This is a genomic window from Rhodococcus sp. Chr-9, from assembly GCF_000801125.1.
Taxonomy (GTDB): domain Bacteria; phylum Actinomycetota; class Actinomycetes; order Mycobacteriales; family Mycobacteriaceae; genus Rhodococcus; species Rhodococcus pyridinivorans.
In genome coordinates this window covers 274,871-290,221 of record NZ_JTIZ01000076.1, presented here as the reverse complement: position 1 = coordinate 290,221, position 15,351 = coordinate 274,871, and the positions used below count along the sequence as shown (strand labels likewise).

17 protein-coding genes are annotated in these 15,351 nt (G+C 68.7%); 8 read left to right on the top strand and 9 right to left on the bottom strand.

Annotated features, from left to right (window positions below; translation table 11 throughout):
• Positions 1 to 80: 80 nt before the first annotated feature.
• The 3 genes from QR64_RS11315 (at position 81) to QR64_RS11305 (ending at position 3,548) form a co-directional block, all read left to right on the top strand.
• On the top strand, positions 81 to 1,835 hold the full coding sequence (locus QR64_RS11315; protein WP_230826261.1) for a PHA/PHB synthase family protein: 1,755 nt from the start codon (positions 81 to 83) through the stop codon (positions 1,833 to 1,835).
• Positions 1,836 to 1,944: 109 nt separating this feature from the next.
• Positions 1,945 to 2,364, top strand: coding sequence for a hypothetical protein (locus QR64_RS11310; RefSeq protein WP_006554079.1), 420 nt, complete (start codon positions 1,945 to 1,947; stop codon positions 2,362 to 2,364).
• 65 nt (positions 2,365 to 2,429) lie between these two features.
• Positions 2,430 to 3,548, top strand: a complete 1,119-nt coding sequence (locus tag QR64_RS11305) for an alpha/beta fold hydrolase (RefSeq protein WP_039585211.1) — start codon at positions 2,430 to 2,432, stop codon at positions 3,546 to 3,548.
• A 52-nt stretch (positions 3,549 to 3,600) separates the two neighbouring features.
• Here QR64_RS11305 and QR64_RS11300 read toward each other — a convergent pair whose 3' ends face one another.
• The 4 genes from QR64_RS11300 to nadA form a co-directional block, all read right to left on the bottom strand.
• Entirely contained in the window at positions 3,601 to 5,043 is a 1,443-nt protein-coding gene (locus QR64_RS11300) for a WS/DGAT/MGAT family O-acyltransferase (RefSeq protein WP_039585210.1), read from the bottom strand.
• A gap of 199 nt (positions 5,044 to 5,242) precedes the next feature.
• Positions 5,243 to 6,109: a carboxylating nicotinate-nucleotide diphosphorylase gene (gene nadC / locus QR64_RS11295; protein ID WP_033097634.1), complete on the bottom strand. Its 867-nt coding sequence runs from the start codon at positions 6,107 to 6,109 to the stop codon at positions 5,243 to 5,245.
• 1 nt (position 6,110) lies between these two features.
• The gene (locus QR64_RS11290; protein ID WP_039585209.1) at positions 6,111 to 7,682 is read right to left on the bottom strand and encodes an L-aspartate oxidase; all 1,572 of its coding nucleotides are present in this window, start codon (positions 7,680 to 7,682) and stop codon (positions 6,111 to 6,113) included.
• On the bottom strand, positions 7,679 to 8,710 hold the full coding sequence (nadA, locus tag QR64_RS11285; protein ID WP_039585208.1) for a quinolinate synthase NadA: 1,032 nt from the start codon (positions 8,708 to 8,710) through the stop codon (positions 7,679 to 7,681). Before nadA ends, QR64_RS11290 begins: the two co-directional genes overlap by 4 nt.
• 82 nt (positions 8,711 to 8,792) lie before the next feature.
• On the opposite strand from nadA, the gene QR64_RS11280 reads away from it, so the two are divergent.
• Entirely contained in the window at positions 8,793 to 9,503 is a 711-nt protein-coding gene (locus QR64_RS11280) for an NUDIX hydrolase (protein WP_039585207.1), read from the top strand.
• Between the two features lie 15 nt (positions 9,504 to 9,518).
• Here QR64_RS11280 and QR64_RS27170 read toward each other — a convergent pair whose 3' ends face one another.
• Positions 9,519 to 9,659 carry a hypothetical protein gene (locus QR64_RS27170; RefSeq protein WP_006554085.1) on the bottom strand — a complete coding sequence of 47 codons (141 nt, stop codon included), beginning with the start codon at positions 9,657 to 9,659 and terminating at the stop codon, positions 9,519 to 9,521.
• 62 nt (positions 9,660 to 9,721) lie between these two features.
• Positions 9,722 to 10,351 (bottom strand): TetR/AcrR family transcriptional regulator, encoded by a 630-nt coding sequence (locus QR64_RS11275; RefSeq protein ID WP_039585206.1) that lies wholly within the window; start codon positions 10,349 to 10,351, stop codon positions 9,722 to 9,724.
• Between the two features lie 111 nt (positions 10,352 to 10,462).
• On the opposite strand from QR64_RS11275, the gene QR64_RS11270 reads away from it, so the two are divergent.
• Genes QR64_RS11270 through QR64_RS11260 form a run of 3 tightly spaced genes read left to right on the top strand, consistent with a single transcriptional unit; the run spans position 10,463 to position 12,637 of the window.
• On the top strand, positions 10,463 to 11,362 hold the full coding sequence (locus QR64_RS11270; RefSeq protein WP_033097691.1) for an SDR family NAD(P)-dependent oxidoreductase: 900 nt from the start codon (positions 10,463 to 10,465) through the stop codon (positions 11,360 to 11,362).
• A gap of 45 nt (positions 11,363 to 11,407) precedes the next feature.
• Entirely contained in the window at positions 11,408 to 12,055 is a 648-nt protein-coding gene (locus QR64_RS11265; protein ID WP_006554088.1) for a maleylpyruvate isomerase family mycothiol-dependent enzyme, read from the top strand.
• Between the two features lie 15 nt (positions 12,056 to 12,070).
• Positions 12,071 to 12,637: a DUF488 family protein gene (locus QR64_RS11260; protein WP_006554089.1), complete on the top strand. Its 567-nt coding sequence runs from the start codon at positions 12,071 to 12,073 to the stop codon at positions 12,635 to 12,637.
• A gap of 61 nt (positions 12,638 to 12,698) precedes the next feature.
• Here QR64_RS11260 and QR64_RS11255 read toward each other — a convergent pair whose 3' ends face one another.
• From QR64_RS11255 to bioB, 3 genes are all read right to left on the bottom strand, one after another.
• Positions 12,699 to 13,232 carry a GNAT family N-acetyltransferase gene (locus QR64_RS11255; protein WP_006554090.1) on the bottom strand — a complete coding sequence of 178 codons (534 nt, stop codon included), beginning with the start codon at positions 13,230 to 13,232 and terminating at the stop codon, positions 12,699 to 12,701.
• 89 nt (positions 13,233 to 13,321) lie between these two features.
• Positions 13,322 to 13,522 (bottom strand): hypothetical protein, encoded by a 201-nt coding sequence (locus tag QR64_RS11250; RefSeq protein ID WP_006554091.1) that lies wholly within the window; start codon positions 13,520 to 13,522, stop codon positions 13,322 to 13,324.
• The gene (gene bioB, locus QR64_RS11245; protein WP_019289721.1) at positions 13,522 to 14,535 is read right to left on the bottom strand and encodes a biotin synthase BioB; all 1,014 of its coding nucleotides are present in this window, start codon (positions 14,533 to 14,535) and stop codon (positions 13,522 to 13,524) included. Before bioB ends, QR64_RS11250 begins: the two co-directional genes overlap by 1 nt.
• Positions 14,536 to 14,696: 161 nt before the next feature.
• On the opposite strand from bioB, the gene QR64_RS11240 reads away from it, so the two are divergent.
• A complete protein-coding gene (locus QR64_RS11240; RefSeq protein ID WP_039585205.1) occupies positions 14,697 to 15,323 on the top strand; it encodes a TetR/AcrR family transcriptional regulator C-terminal domain-containing protein in 627 nt (208 codons plus the stop codon).
• Positions 15,324 to 15,351 lie beyond the last annotated feature (28 nt).

Genomic DNA, 15,351 nt, shown 5'->3' with positions numbered 1-15,351 from the left:
TGCGCCACCCAGCGTCCGAGGTCAGCCCGATTTCGTCGCCTCATCGACGAACATGCAGGTAGCACGTACCTGGGGGTAAGATGCGCACCTTTCTCGGCGACGTCACCATCGGCTCCGGACCATTCACCCAGTTCTGGAGTTGCTCGGTGCTCAACCATCTGCAGAAGAAGCTCACCTCCTCCCTCGACCCGATCGGGTGGGGACCGGCCGTCGCATCCGTCGCCGGCCGTGCAGTGAAGAATCCGCGGGCCGTGGCCGGCGCGACCACGGAGTACGCCACCCGCCTGGCGAACATCCCGGCAGCGGCGACACGCGTGTGGAACGCCGCCGATCCGCAGCCCCCGATGCCGCTGGATTCGAAGGACCGCCGGTTCTCCGATGCCGCCTGGAAGGAGAACCCGGCCTACTTCTCGCTGCTGCAGAGCTATCTCGCCACCCGCGAGTACGTCGAGGATCTCGCCGACGCCGGCTCGGGCGATCCCGTGCAGGACGGCAAGGCCCGCCAGTTCGCGAACTTGATGTTCGACGCACTCGCCCCCTCGAACTTCCTCATCAACCCGGGTGTGCTCGTGCGCGCGCTAGACACCGGTGGCGCAAGCCTGTTCCGCGGCGCGAAGTACGCCATCGAGGATGTCGTGCACCGGAAGGGCCTGCCGCTCAAGGTCGACCGCGAGGCGTTCACCCTCGGCGAGAACATGGCCGCGACCCCCGGCAAGGTCGTCTTCCGCAACGACCTCATCGAGGTCATCCAGTACGCCCCCCAGACCGGTGAGGTGCACGAGATCCCGATCCTGGCGGCGCCACCGTGGATCAACAAGTACTACATCCTCGATCTCGCGCCGCAGCGCAGCCTCATCGAGTGGGCCGTGCAGCACAACCGCACCGTGTTCGCGATCTCGTACCGCAACCCGGACGAGTCGATGCACGAGATCACGATGGACGACTACTACCGGCAGGGTGTCGCGGCGGCTCTCGACGCCGTCGAGGAGATCACCGGATCCTCGCGTATCGAGGTGCTGTCGATCTGCCTGGGCGGCGCGATGGCGGCGATGGCCGCGGCCCGCATGGGCAGGCTGGGCGACAAGCGGATCAGCGCGTTCACGATGCTCAACACACTCCTGGACTACAGCGAGGTCGGCGAGCTGGCACTGCTGACCGACCCGGCCACACTCGACCGCGTCGAGTTCCGGATGAGCAAGCAGGGCTTCCTCTCCGGCAACGAGATGGCCGGCAGCTTCGACATGATCCGCGCGCGCGATCTGATCTTCAACTACTGGGTGTCGCGGTGGATGAAGGGCGAGAAGCCCGCCGCCTTCGACATCCTCGCGTGGAACGAGGACAGCACCCGCATGCCGGCGAAGATGCACTCGCACTACCTGCGGTCGCTGTACGGCCGCAACGAGCTCGCGCGCGGCGTGTACGAGCTCGACGGCGAGGTCCTCGACCTGTCGGACATCACGTGCGACACCTATGTGGTGGGCGCGATCAACGACCACATCGTGCCGTGGACGTCATCGTATAAGGCCACGGGCCTGCTCGGCGGGTCGGTCCGGTACGTCCTGACCAGCGGCGGCCATGTGGCCGGCGCGGTCAATCCCCCCAACCCGAAGGCCTGGTTCGAGGCCGTCGGCGCGCCCGACGGCGAGAAGCTGCCGACGCTGCCCGAGGACCCGAAGGCGTGGTCGGAGAAGGCCACTCGCACCGCCGGGTCGTGGTGGGAGGACTGGACCGCATGGTCGACGAAGCGCGCCGGTGAGCTGGTCGCTCCCCCGGCGATGGGCAGCGCGCAGCATCCGCCGCGGTGCGATGCCCCGGGAACCTATGTCTTCGAGTGACGTTGCGCGTTAGCTATCATATTGCTAACCTGCTAACAGCGCTGATCCGAGCGCACCCCCACAGGGGAAGCCCCGCTCCTGTCACGAGCGCCCACGGAAGGTACACACCATGACCGCACCGACCAAGACCACCGCCGCCAAGGCCACCGATGCCACGGCCAAGGCGACCGAAGCCGCCACGAAGGCCGCCGCCGAGGCCACCGCAACGGCCCAGCAGTCGGCCGAGAAGCTGACCTCGACGGCCGCTGCGGTTGCCGACAAGGCCGCGACCGAGTTCACCAAGACCGTCGACGAGGCCACCGAGCGCTTCCAGGAGTTCAACGCGAAGTTCGTCGACGCCGCGAAGCAGAGCGGAAACCTCGGTGTCGACACCTACGAGAAGGCCGTCTCGAGCCTCCTGGATCTGCAGGAGAAGGTCGCCGACGCCACCCCCGTCGAGTGGGTCGCCGATCTCGCCAAGGCGCAGGTCTCCTTCGCTCGCGAGCTCACCACCACCGTCACGAGCACTGCTCGCGACCTGCTGAAGTAATCGTCGACTCACTCGATGCAGTCGATACCGAACACCGCATCAGCGGACGTTCTCCGGTGCAGTGCATGCTGACCCTGACACCAGCCCGGATCGCCGCGGCCCCGTTTCGTCTCGGGACCGCGGCGATCGCCGGCTGGAGCGGCTATCTCGCCGGCCTCGTACGACGCGGCGCCACGCCGTGCACGCTGATCTCCGACGCGAACCGGTACAGCCGCGCCCTGACATCGGCCACGCCGCCGCGCTGGACCACGGACTGGCCGGTCGTGCGCCGGTGGCCCCTCGGAGGCCTGCGTGATTGCAGCACCTCCGACCCCGCACGCGACGAGATCCCGACGCTGCTGTTGCCGCCGCAGGCGGGCACCCATTCGTGCATCGTCGACCATTCCGCCGACCGCAGTCAGGTCGAAGCCCTCCGAGCCGGTGGCCTGACCCGCCTGCACTGTCTCGACTGGGCGCCCGCGACCCTCGCGACGGACGGCTGCTCGATCGACGAGCACCTGGCGGTCGTCGCCGAGGCCGTCGACCATCTCGGTGACCGGGTGAACCTGATCGGCGACAGTCAGGGCGGGTGGCTCGGCACGGTCTACGCGGCATTGCATCCCGAGCGCGTGCACTCGCTGACCGTGGCGGGAGCACCCATCGACTTCCACGTCGACCAGCCGGCGTTGTCGGTGCTGGCCCGCGCGCCCCACGGTGCCGCGGCCACAACGATCGACTTCTGGTACGGGGCGGCTCGGACCGTCGGAGTGCCGACCACCGATCCGATCGGTGAGATCGAACGAGCGATGACGCTGCTCGCCCTGCTCCACGATCCCGACGAAGTGGCGCGCTGGGAGGCCGAACGGCACTGGTTCACGTGGAAGCAGGAGATCCCTTCGGCCTTCCGCGCGTGGATAATGCGCCACCTGTTCGTGGGCAACGAACTCGTCGCCGGCAGCCTGAAGGCCGAAGGACGCGTCGTCGATCTCGCGGCCGTCGACTGCCCGGTCCATCTGATCGCCGGCTCCGCCGACCCGATCGCGACTCCCCGGCAGGTCACCACGCTCGCGGAGTACGTATCGACCCCGCCGCAGAGGATCACCAGCACCGTCGCCGACGCCGGTCACATCGGGCTGTTCATCGGCCGCCGCACCCTCACCGAAGTGTGGACGCCGCACGCCCGCCGTGTGGCGGCGACGTCCTGACTCATCCCGGGCCGTTCGGCGATGCGGCGCGCCGATTCTCGAAACGGCACGGTCAGTCGTTCCCGGCGTCTCCCTCCCCGCTCCCCTCGTCGTCGACCTCCACCCGGACTCCGAGAGCGGATTCCAGGGCGCCGAGTTCGTCGTCGAGGTGATCGAGCAGCCGGGCAAGGTCCGGCACCGTGCGGCCGCACGCCGTCAGCCCGAAGGCGATCTCGTCGTCGGTACTCGTGCACGTGATGTTCAGCGCCTGTCCGTCGACGGGCACCGACAGCGGATACAACGCGTCGACGCGCGCACCGTTCCAGTACAGCGGCGAATCGGGTCCCGGCACGTTCGAGACGATCACGTTGAACGGCGGCCGTGGGAGCGCCCGGTTACCGGTGAGCACCCCCACCGCAAGGGGTGCCACGCCCACCGCGCTCGTCGCGAGACGACCGAGCTTCGACATCGAATTCATCGCATGCTTGCCCTCGATCATCGAACCCCGCACGCGCGCAAGCCGTTCCACCGGGTCGGCGCACTGCGTGCCGAGCGTGCACATGAGGATGCCGATCTCGTTGCCCGACGAGTTCGTGCTCTGGCGCAACGACACCGGAACCATGGCAACCAGCGAATCGTCCGGCAGCGCATCGTGTTCGGTGAGGAACGCCCGTAGAGCCCCACCCGACAGTTCCAGGACGACGTCGTTGAGTGTCGCGTCGGCCGCCTTGGCCACCATGCGCAGGCGTTCGATCGGCCACGACCGGGCCGCGAACCTGCGCGATCCGGAGATCTGACGGTTGAGGATGGTGTTCGGAGCGCCCAGCGACAACGAACCCCCGCGATTGTGCAGTGCCCGGTCGACGGTGCCGACGAGCGCCGGAACCAGAGCGACCGCCTCGGACACGACGTTCACCGCGTCGTTCACCACGCCGGTCGCCGCACGGACGACCGCACCGGGGAACCCGATCGCGGTGCCCATCGCCGAGCGGCTCGGCGACCGGGCGTCGTCGACCGCCCACGGCGCCGGCATGTCGGTGCGTTCCGGGTCGGTGCTGAGCGCGCGGCGCATCAGACGCATGGCCCCCACCCCGTCGGCGAGCGCGTGGTGGATCTTCACGTACAGGGCGTAGCGACCGTCTGCCAGCCCTTCGATCAGATGCATCTCCCACAGTGGGCGCGTGCGGTCGAGCAGCGAGGCGTGCAGACGGGAGACGAGTTCCCACAGATCGTCCATCGTGCCCGGGGACGGCAGCGCGTTGAACCGGACGTGGTAGTCGATCGAGAAACGCGGATCGTCCTCCCAGGCCCATTGCCCGAGGGTGAACAGCGAGCGGGTGGGCCGCTTGCGCCACAGCGGCCCGGCGGGTTCCTCCCGGGCGAGCGCCTCGGCGAACATCGACTTCAGGTCACTCGCGTCCTTGCCCTCCGGCGGCTGGAACAGCAGGAGACCGCCGACATGCATCGGGTGGTCGCGCGACTCGCCGAGCAGGAACATCGAGTCGGTCGGTGACATCGGTAACCGCATCGTGTTCTGTCTTCCTCCCCCACCCGGCACCGGCGACAACCGGAGCACCGCCCCTACGTGACCGGTACCGGCACGTCGATGTGCTGTCAGTTCTACCCCAGAAAGCGCACGTGCGGGGACCGTCTCACCGACGGATGTTCCGGTGGCGCATCCGATTCATCCGTGCCGCGACCTGCGACCTGCACGCTCACATGTCGAGGCCGAAGTCCAGGACGGTCACAGAGTGGGTGAGCGCACCCACCGCGAGGAAGTCGACGCCCGTGCGCGCGTAGTCCGCGGCGACGTCGAGGGACAGGCCGCCGGAGGATTCGAGTCGTGTCTGCGGCGCGTGGGTGTTGCGCCGCTGCACCGCGATCTGCGTCTGCCACAGCGGGAAGTTGTCGAGCAGGATCAACTCGACGTTCTCGGCGAGCACCTCGTCGAACTGTTCGAGGGTGTCGACCTCCACCTCGCACGCGATGTCGGGGGCATGCTCGCGGACGGCTCGCAGCGCCGCGACCACCGAACCGGCCGCCGCGACATGGTTGTCCTTGATCAGCGCCTCGTCGCCGAGCCCCATGCGGTGGTTGACGCCGCCACCCCTCCGCACGGCGTACTTCTGCAGCGCGCGCATTCCCGGCAGTGTCTTGCGGCTGTCGCGGATCTTCGCCTCGGTGCCCGTCACCGCATCGACCCAGTGCGAGGTCGCCGTCGCGATGCCCGACAGGTGACACAGGAGATTGAGCATCGTGCGCTCGGCGGTGAGCAGGCCGCGGGTCGGCGCCTCGACGGTCAGGACCGAATCGCCGGGCAGCACCCGCTCCCCGTCGGACCTGCGATCGAGCACGCCGTAATGATCGGCACCGATGACCTCGTCGAGGACGAGCAGACCGACGTCCAGACCGGCGAGGGTGCCGGCCTGCCGCGCGACCACCGAGGCGGTGGCGACAGCGTCGGCGGGCACGGTGGCGTCGGTGGTGACGTCCGGTCCGTAGCGCAGGTCCTCGTCGAGCGCCTTCCGGACCAGCTCGCGGGTCTCGGCGAGGTCGAGTCCGTCGGGCAGGGCGGTGGTCATCTCAGTTGACTCCTGTCAGTTCCGGTGTGGTGAAGGACAACTCGCCGTCATCGTCGATGCGCAGTTCGAGGCTGCGTGCCTGCGTCGGGTCGGTGTCCGGACGGTCGCTGCGGGTGTGGCATCCCCGCGATTCGGTGCGGCGCTGCGCCGCGAGCAGCAGGGCCCGCGCGGTGACGGTGAGGGCCGAGTCCTCGAGCCGATCGGCGTCGGTACAGCTTGCAGCGACGCTCATCCTGTCGAGTTCGACTGCGGCAGCGGCCAGTCCGTTCGCGTCGCGCACGACCAGCGCGTGCCGGGTCATGAGCTGCTGCAGCACCGTCCGATCACAGACGGGCGGGGCGACGGCGGGAATGCCGTCGGTCTCGACACGCGTTCCGGCCCGTTCGATCGCCGCGGCCATCCCCGCGCGCTCGCCGAGGACGAGCCCTTCGAGAAGGCTGTTGGAGGCGAGCCGGTTCGCGCCGTGCAGGCCGGTACGTGCCACCTCACCGGCCGCGTACAGACCGGGAATGCGGGTGCGGCCGTGCACATCGGTGACGACACCGCCGCACGAATAGTGCGCGGCGGGAGCGACCGGCAGCAGATCACGGGCCGGATCGAGACCGGCGTCGGCACACATCGCCGTGATGGTCGGAAAACGCGTGGCAAAGCCGTCGAGGTGACGGGCGTCGAGGTACACGTGATCCTCACCGAGTGCAGTGAGTCGCTCGGCGATGGCCCGCGAGACGACGTCGCGGGGTGCGAGGTCGCCGAGCGGATGCACACCCTCGGTGATCGATCGGCCGCGGGAGTCGACCAATCGTGCTCCCTCCCCGCGCACTGCTTCGCTGATGAGCGGCCGACGTCCGGTGCCGCCTTCCGCGAACAGCACGGTCGGGTGGAACTGGACGAATTCGAGGTCGGCGACACCGGCGCCGGCGGCCAGGGCCAGCGCGATGCCGTCGGCCGTGGCGCCGGGCGGATTCGTGCTGCACGCGTACAGCTGCCCGAGGCCACCGGTCGCGAGCAACACGGCCGGGGCGTGGACGACGCCGTACCCGCGCTCGTCGAGGACGAGCAGTCCGGTGACACCCCGCGCGTCGGTGAGGACCCGGGCGGCAGCGGCGCCGAACAGGACGGGCAAGCCCGCCTCGCCGAGGGCGCGCTGAACTTCGGCGCCGGTCGCGTCGCCACCGGCGTGAATGATGCGGCGGGTGCTGTGCCCACCCTCGCGGGTGCGGGCGATGTCGCCGTCTCCGGCGGTGTCGAACACCGCGCCGAGATCGCGCAGGGCGGTGACGGCATCGGGGCCGGCGGTGACGATCGAGCGCACCGCGTCCTCGTCGCACAATCCCCCGCCTGCGGCAAGTGTGTCGGCGACGTGGGCGTCGACGCTGTCGCCCACCGGCGCCACCACGGCGATACCGCCCTGGGCGTACTGGGTGGCCGTGTCGGTGGGGCCCCCTTTGCTCACCGTGAGCACCCGCGCGCCGCGCCGGGAGGCGGCGCGCGCGGCCGTGAGACCGGCGACGCCACCCCCGACGACCACCAGGTCGGCGTGGTCCTCCCACGCGACCGTGATGGCGGTGGTCACTCGCCGCTGCCCGGGTTGCCGATGGCGATCATGCGCTGCACCGACAGGCGGGCCCGCTCGGCGACGTCGGCGGCGACGTGGACCTCGTCGCGTCCCTCCTGCAGGCAGCGGAGCAGGGCGGCGGGGGTGATCATCTTCATGTAGGGGCACGATGCGCGGTCGTTGACCGCCTGGAAGTCGATGCCGGGCGCGGCCTTGCGGAGCTGGTGCAGCATGCCGACCTCGGTGGCGACGAGGACCTGCTTCGCGCCGGTCTCCTGCGCGGCGTCGATCATGCCGCCGGTGGACAGGATCCTGACCTTGTCGTCGGGCACGAAGCCCTCCCCGGCGAGGTAGAGCGCCGAGGTGGCGCAGCCGCACTCGGGGTGGACGAACAGGTCGGCGTCGGGGTGCGCCTTGGCCTGCGCGGCGAGCTCGTCGCCGTTGATGCCGGCGTGCACGTGGCACTCCCCGGCCCAGATGTGCATGTTCTCGCGACCGGTGACGCGCTTGACATGGGCGCCGAGGAACTGGTCGGGCAGGAACAGCACCTCGCGGTCGGGGTCGATGGACGCGACGACGTCGACGGCGTTCGAGGACGTGCAGCAGATGTCGGTCAGGCCTTTGACCTCGGCGGTGGTGTTGACGTACGAGACCACCACGGCGTCGGGGTGGTCGGCCTTCCACTCGCGCAGCTGGTCGGCGGTGATCGAGTCGGCGAGCGAGCAGCCGGCGCGCTCGTCGGGGATGAGCACCGTCTTGTTCGGGCTGAGGATCTTCGCGGTCTCGGCCATGAAGTGCACGCCGCAGAAGACGATGGTGTCCTCCTCGGCCTCGGCGGCGATACGCGAGAGCGCGAGCGAGTCGCCGACGTGGTCGGCGACGTCCTGGATCGCGGGAAGCTGGTAGTTGTGCGCGAGCAGCGTGGCGTTGCGCTCACGGGCCAACCGGCGGACCTCCTCGGCCCACTCCGGCGTCGCCTCGACGCCCGTGTATCCGCCGGGGCCGTCGACGATGGTGGCGGCTCCCGCCCACTCGGTCGTGGTCATGGCCTAGCTCCTTCGAGGGTGTCATCCCGGCGGGTTCTACCGGAATTGCCGTATTCGAGGTTTTCGACTTAGGATCGAAAACATGACACATGGTAACACCCGCCACGAAGTGCTCATCGCCGTGTTCCAGGTTCGCCGCTTCCCGGACGCCTCGGGAGCCCTCCGCGAGGAGCCCGAACTCGGGGTGCTGCTGTGGCAGCGGGCCCTCGATCCGCAGGCCGGCACGTGGTCGCTCCCCGGCGGCCAACTACGCAACGACGAGGACCTCACGACGTCGGCGAGGCGGCAACTGGCGGAGAAGGTCGACGTCCGCAAGGTCGCGCACCTCGAACAGCTGTCGGTCTTCTCCGACCCGGATCGGGTGCCGGGACCGCGCACGATCGCGTCGACCTATCTCGGTCTGATCCCCCTCACCTCGGATCCCCAGCTGCCGTCCGATACGGCCTGGCATCCGGTCTCGGACCTTCCCGCGATGTCCTTCGACCACGGGGTGATGGTGGCGAACGCCCATGCGCGCCTTGCCGCGAAGCTGTCGTACACGAACATCGCATTCGGCCTCGCACCGGCGGAGTTCTCGATGTCCACGCTGCGCGACATCTATTGCGCTGCATTGGGTTACGAGGTGGATGCCACCAATCTCCAACAGGTGCTGGCGCGCCGGAACGTGCTCACCCGCACCGGCAACACCGCACCGTCCGGCAAAGCGGGAGGTCGCCCCCCGGCGCTCTACCGCTTCACCGATTCCAGGCTGCGCGTGACGGACGAATTCGCCGCCCTGCGACCGCCGGTGTGAACCTCCCGGAGGAGATCAGAAAGGCCGTCCCATGATGACCTCGAGCAACTGCAGCGGCATCGTCAGGAAGGCCGACCCGACGAACAGCGCCGAGCGCAGCGGGTCGCCCGCCAGATAACCTTCGCGGATCCATTCCAGAACATCGACCGAACCCATGCTGCCCCTCCCCTGATCGTCATGTGATTCCGACGTGTGTGTCGGACAAGAGGAGTCGTACGTTACAGATCGGCGGACCGGTCGCCCTCGGACGGACGCGTCAGGCCGGAGAGAACGGTCTCGACCAGAGTGCGGACATAGCCGTCCGACGGGGGCTCGCCGGCGGTCGACCACTTCTGGGCGACAGGCGCGAACAACATGTCCACGGCGACATCGAGATCGAGGTCGTCCGGCAGTTGCCCCGCACTCTGCGCGGCCCGGAGCCTGGCCTTCTTCATCTCCCGCATCGGCGCGTCGAGGCGGTGTTCGTATTCCGCTGCGAGTTCGGGGTCTTCGAGTACCGCCACGGTCAACGCTCGCAGGGGGACGGCGAACGTCGGATCACGCAGCTCCGCCACGGTGGCCTGCAGCACCGCGACGAGGTCCGCGCGGAGGTCGCCGGTGTCGGGCAGCGCGGCCTCGTCTCCGGCATCGCCCTGCGTGTGTGCCAGATACGCGTCGAGGAGCACGGCTCCCTTCGACGGCCACCAGCGATAGATCGTCTGCTTTCCCACGCCGGCCCGGGCGGCGATCGCCTCGATACCGAGTTTCGAGTAGCCGACCTCGGCGACCAGGCCGAAAGCGGCATCGAGGATCGCTTTCCGCGAGGCGGGGTTCCGCCGGGAGTGTCCGGTTTCGGGGCGTGGGGGCATGGGACGACGATATCTCATCGAGACGAGACGTTGCGTCTTGACAGGCGCCCTCCGGAGGGTCATCCTCGAATGAACGAGACGGACCGTCTCGTCTCACTCAGGAGATATGCATTGAAGGCCCAACCGACGACCGCGTCCCCCACCACCCCCGGCGTCCGTCCCCGCACCTGGTTGATCACCGGCGCGAGCCGCGGCCTGGGCAGGGAGTTCGCCCGTGCGGCGCTGTCGAGAGGCGACAACGTCGTGGCCGTCTCCCGATCGATCGAATCGGCCGATCTCCCCCGGGATCCGGAACGTCTCCTCCGACTCCCGGCCGACGTCACCGACCGCACGGCGGTGTTCGCCGCTTTCGACACCGCCCGCGAGCATTTCGGAGGCCTCGACATCGTCGTCGACAACGCGGGCACCATGGCCTACGGATTCGTCGAGGAGTTCACCGAGGAGCAGGCGCGTGCACAGTTCGAGACGAACTTCTTCGGAGCGATGTGGGTCAGCCAGGCCGCCATGGCGGCCTTCCGGAGCCGAGGGCGCGGGCATCTCGTGCAGATCTCGAGCATCGGGGGCGTACTGAGCGGGCCCGGCACAGGGCTGTACAGCGCGAGCAAGTTCGCCCTCGAAGGACTCAGTGAAGCCCTGGCTCTCGAGGCCGCGCATTTCGGCATCGACGTCACGATCGTCGAGCCGGGCGGCTACTGGACCGACCTCTATACCACCATGACGGTGAGCGCTCCGCGATCGGACTACGACTCGCTGCGAGCCGAGATCGAAAAGCAGAGCGCGTCCACGAGCATCGACAGCCACCCCGCCCTGGCCGCGCGGGCACTGCTCGAGGTCGTCGATGCCGACCGACCGCCGCGACGCATCGTCCTGGGCAGCGCCGTCCTGGATGCGGCCGTGGCCGCCACCCGGGAGAAGATTGCCACCTGGCTCGAGTGGGAGTCGGTGAGCCGTGCCGCGGAGGACGCCGTACCGGCACCGGAATCCTCGGGTGGGGCACGATCCGCGATCTAGAATGGGTGGATCGTGTGTCGGGCGGAGCACAGGTCGGGTGATCCCATGAACGTCGACGACATCTGGAACGCGATCGACGAGCAGCGCGTACGCACCGCCGATCTGCTGGAGCAACTGACCGACGACGAGTGGAGCCGGCCGTCGCTGTGCGAGGGCTGGACCGTGCGCGACGTCGCGGCCCACCTCACGCTACAGCAGCTCACCGTGGTCGACCTCGTTCGGATGGCGCTGCGTCATCCCGGTGGCGTGAACACGATCATCCGTGAGTCCTCCCGGCACCGCGCCCGACAGCCGACGGCCGAGTTGATCGCCGATCTCCGGGGAATGATCGGCTCCCGCCGGCACAATGTGGGCATCACCCCGCTCGAGACGATGGTCGATCTGCTCGTCCACGGCCAGGACATCGCGATACCCCTGCAGCGCGACCTGCCGATGCCGCCGGACGCCGCAACAGCGGGCGCCACTCGGTTGTGGTCCACCCGCGGCACCGGGAAGGCCCGTGTCTTCGCCGACCTCCCGCTCGACGGATTCCGTCTCACCGCAACCGATGCCGAGTGGTCCTCCGGTTCCGGACCCGAGGTGCGGGGACCGATCTCCGCGATCCTGCTGCTGCTCTCGGGCCGTCGCGCGGGGTTGTCCCGATTGGAGGGCGACGGCGCCGGGGAACTGCGCCGCCGGCTGGCGCACGCGTGATGGCACGATGGAGGCATGAGTGCCGACACCCGCGTCCTGTGGACCATCGGCCACTGGACGTGTCCGCAGTCCGTCCTGCTCGACACGCTGACCTCGGCCGACATCGAACTCGTCGTCGACGTGCGGAAGATGCCCGGTTCGCGCCGCAGCCCGCAGTTCGACGCCGACGAGATGCCCTCCTGGCTCGACAGCGCCGGGATCGGCTATCTGCACCTCACCGAACTCGGTGGCAGGCGGCCGAAGCAGAAGGGCATCGATCCGGCCGTCAACGCGGGCTGGAAGAACGCGAGTTTCAAGAACTACGCCGATTACACCCTCACCGACGACTTCGAGGCCGGATTGGAGCGCCTTACCGAACTGGCCGAGCATCGGCACGTCGCGATCATGTGCGGCGAGCCGATGCCGTGGCGCTGTCACCGACTGTTGATCGCGAACACCCTCGCCGCACGGGGATGGACCGTCGTGCATCTCGTCAACAACGCGAAGCCGCGACAGCACGAACTGGGACAGTGGGGCGCGACGCCGTCGGTGGGTTCCGACGGGATCGTGACCTATCCTGCCGAAGAACGTGAGCTCCCGTAGCGTTCCGAGCCTCGCAGAGGCCCGCGTGCTCGCCCCGCCCGGGAGACAGCGACAACACGCATCATCCGAGATCCCGTGAGTAGTGCACGGCGAGGGCTTCCGCCCCCGACGGAGTGACGGTCCGGGTTCGGTCACCGCGGATGTAACCACACCGCTCGAGCACGCGCTGTGATGCTTCGTTCTCGGGGAGGGTGCGCGCGGTCAGGCGAAGTAATCCGCTGCGCCGCGCGAGCTCGGCCGCAAGTTCGAGTGCATCGGCAGCGAGCCCTTTCCCACGACCGTGCGGATGCAACCAGAATCCGACTTCTGCCTCCTCGTCGGCGATGTCGAACAACACCAGGCTGCCGGCAAAGCGATCGGTCTCCGGATCGGCGATCGTCAGTACGGCCAGATCTCCGCGCTCCAGCCCGTGCCGAATCTCGCCGTCTATCAACGCTGCGACGGACGCTTCCGTATACGCCGGTTCGGGCAGGTGCGCGTACCGGCGCACGAGTGGATCTGCCGTCCCGGCGGCGTAGGCGGCCGCGTCGTCGCCGATCATCGCCCGCAGCTGTGCTCGGTCGTTGCGTAACGGCAGCAGTCGAGTATTCAGCATGCACACGAAGTTACATCGTTCGGTCGCCGTAACTTTCGCGAATCGGTCGCACAGTCGGCCCGGCACGATCCGAGACGCGCCACGGTAGGTCAGCGTTGTTCGCTCATCACCGAGTCGACGGTCCCGTGGCGCGAGCACCGTGCCCACCACCCGTCCGGCGCGATCTGGACGATCATCCGGCGACCGCACTGCGCGCAGAAGCGCGGCGGTTCGAGCCCGAGTTGCACTGCTGTGGAACGGGTTCGGATCGTCCCGTCGACGATCGCTTCGCCGGTGAACGGATCGAACATCAGATCGTCTCGCCGAGGGCCTTGATCGGCATCTTGAGTTCGCCGAGCAGATCGAGGTCGGTCTCTGCCGGTCGGCCGAGCGTGGTGAGGTAGTTGCCGACGATGACGGCGTTGATCCCGCCGAGGATCCCCTTCTGCGCGCCGAGGTCGCCGAGCGTGATCTCGCGGCCACCGGCGAACCGGAGGATGGTGCGCGGCAACGCCAATCGGAAGGCCGCCACCGCCTTGAGCGCCTCGGTGGCGGGCAGCACCTCGAGATCGCCGAAAGGGGTGCCGGGGCGCGGATTGAGGAAGTTCAGCGGTACCTCGTCGGGTTCGAGCGCCGCGAGGTCGGCTGCGAATTCGGCTCGCTGCTCGACGGTTTCACCCATTCCGAGGATGCCTCCGCAGCACACCTCCATACCCGCCTCGCGGACCATGCGCAGCGTCTCGAAGCGCTCCTCCCAGGTGTGGGTGGTGACGACATTCGGGAAGTGCGAGCGGGCGGTCTCGAGGTTGTGGTTGTAGCGGTGCACACCCATCGCGACGAGTCGGTCGACCTGTTCCTGGGTGAGCATGCCGAGCGAGCACGCGATCTGGATGTCGACCTCGTTGCGGATCGCCTCGATACCGGCCGCGACCTGCGCGAGGAGGCGTTCGTCGGGTCCGCGTACGGCCGCGACGATGCAGAACTCGGTCGCCCCGGTCTTGGCGGTCTGCTTCGCGGCCTCGACGAGCGACGGGATGTCGAGCCGGGCGGCCCGCACCGGGGAGGCGAACAGGCCGGACTGCGAGCAGAAGTGGCAGTCCTCTGGGCAGCCACCGGTCTTGAGGCTGATGATCCCCTCGACCTCCACCTCCGGTCCGCACCACGCCATGCGCACGTCGTGGGCGACCGCCAGCAGGTCGTCGATGCGATCGTCCGGCAGCTGCAGGACCTCGAGGGTCTGGTCGCGGTCGAAACCGATGCCGCGACGGAGCACCTGGTCGCGAGCGATGTCGAGGATGTCGGTGCGGGCGGGCGCCTGGGTCACTGCCGTCTCCTGGGGTGGCGAGAACTTGAACATCGTTCAATTGAACAGCGTTCAGGTTAGGGCGAAGCGTCCGATAGTGTCAAAGGCACGAATCCTTCGGTTCGGATCCCCGGTGGCGCGGTACCGCCGCGGGCAGCAGGAGAAGCGGGAGCAGAAGAGCAGTGCAGTTGCGACGCGGCGACGTCCTCGACGGCGCCATGGCGATCCTCGACGAGTACGGGCTCGGCGACCTGACGATGCGCAAGCTCGCGTCGTCGCTCGGCGTCCAGCCCGGCGCGTTGTACTGGCACTTCCCGAACAAGCAGACCCTGCTCGGCGCCATGGCGGACCGCATCCTCGATGGTGTCGACGAGCCGCCCGCGAGCGATGCCTGGGACGACGCCCTCTCCGAGCTGGCGCACCGTTTCCGCGCCGCGCTGCTCGCCCATCGCGACGGCGCCGAACTCGTCGCCTCGAGCTACGCCTCCCGGCTGACCACTTCCCGGGCCCGCGACGCCTTCGTGGCCACCGCCGAACGTGCGGGTCTGCCCCGGGCGTACGCCGAACTGACCGGCTACGCGCTGCTGCACTACGTGCTCGGCCACACCGTCGACGAGCAGTCCCGCGCGCAACTCGAGCAACTCGGTGCGCTCACGCGCGCACCTCTCTCCCCCGATGTCGCGACCGAACAGCCGGCCGAGGCCGACGACGACCTGCTCGACGGCGACCCCGCCGTCCGGTTCGAATTCGGTCTGCGGTTGTTCGTCGACGGCATCCGCGCACGTCTGGAGACCCGTGCGACATCCTGATCCCGCCGTTCCTGTCGGACCCGTCTCC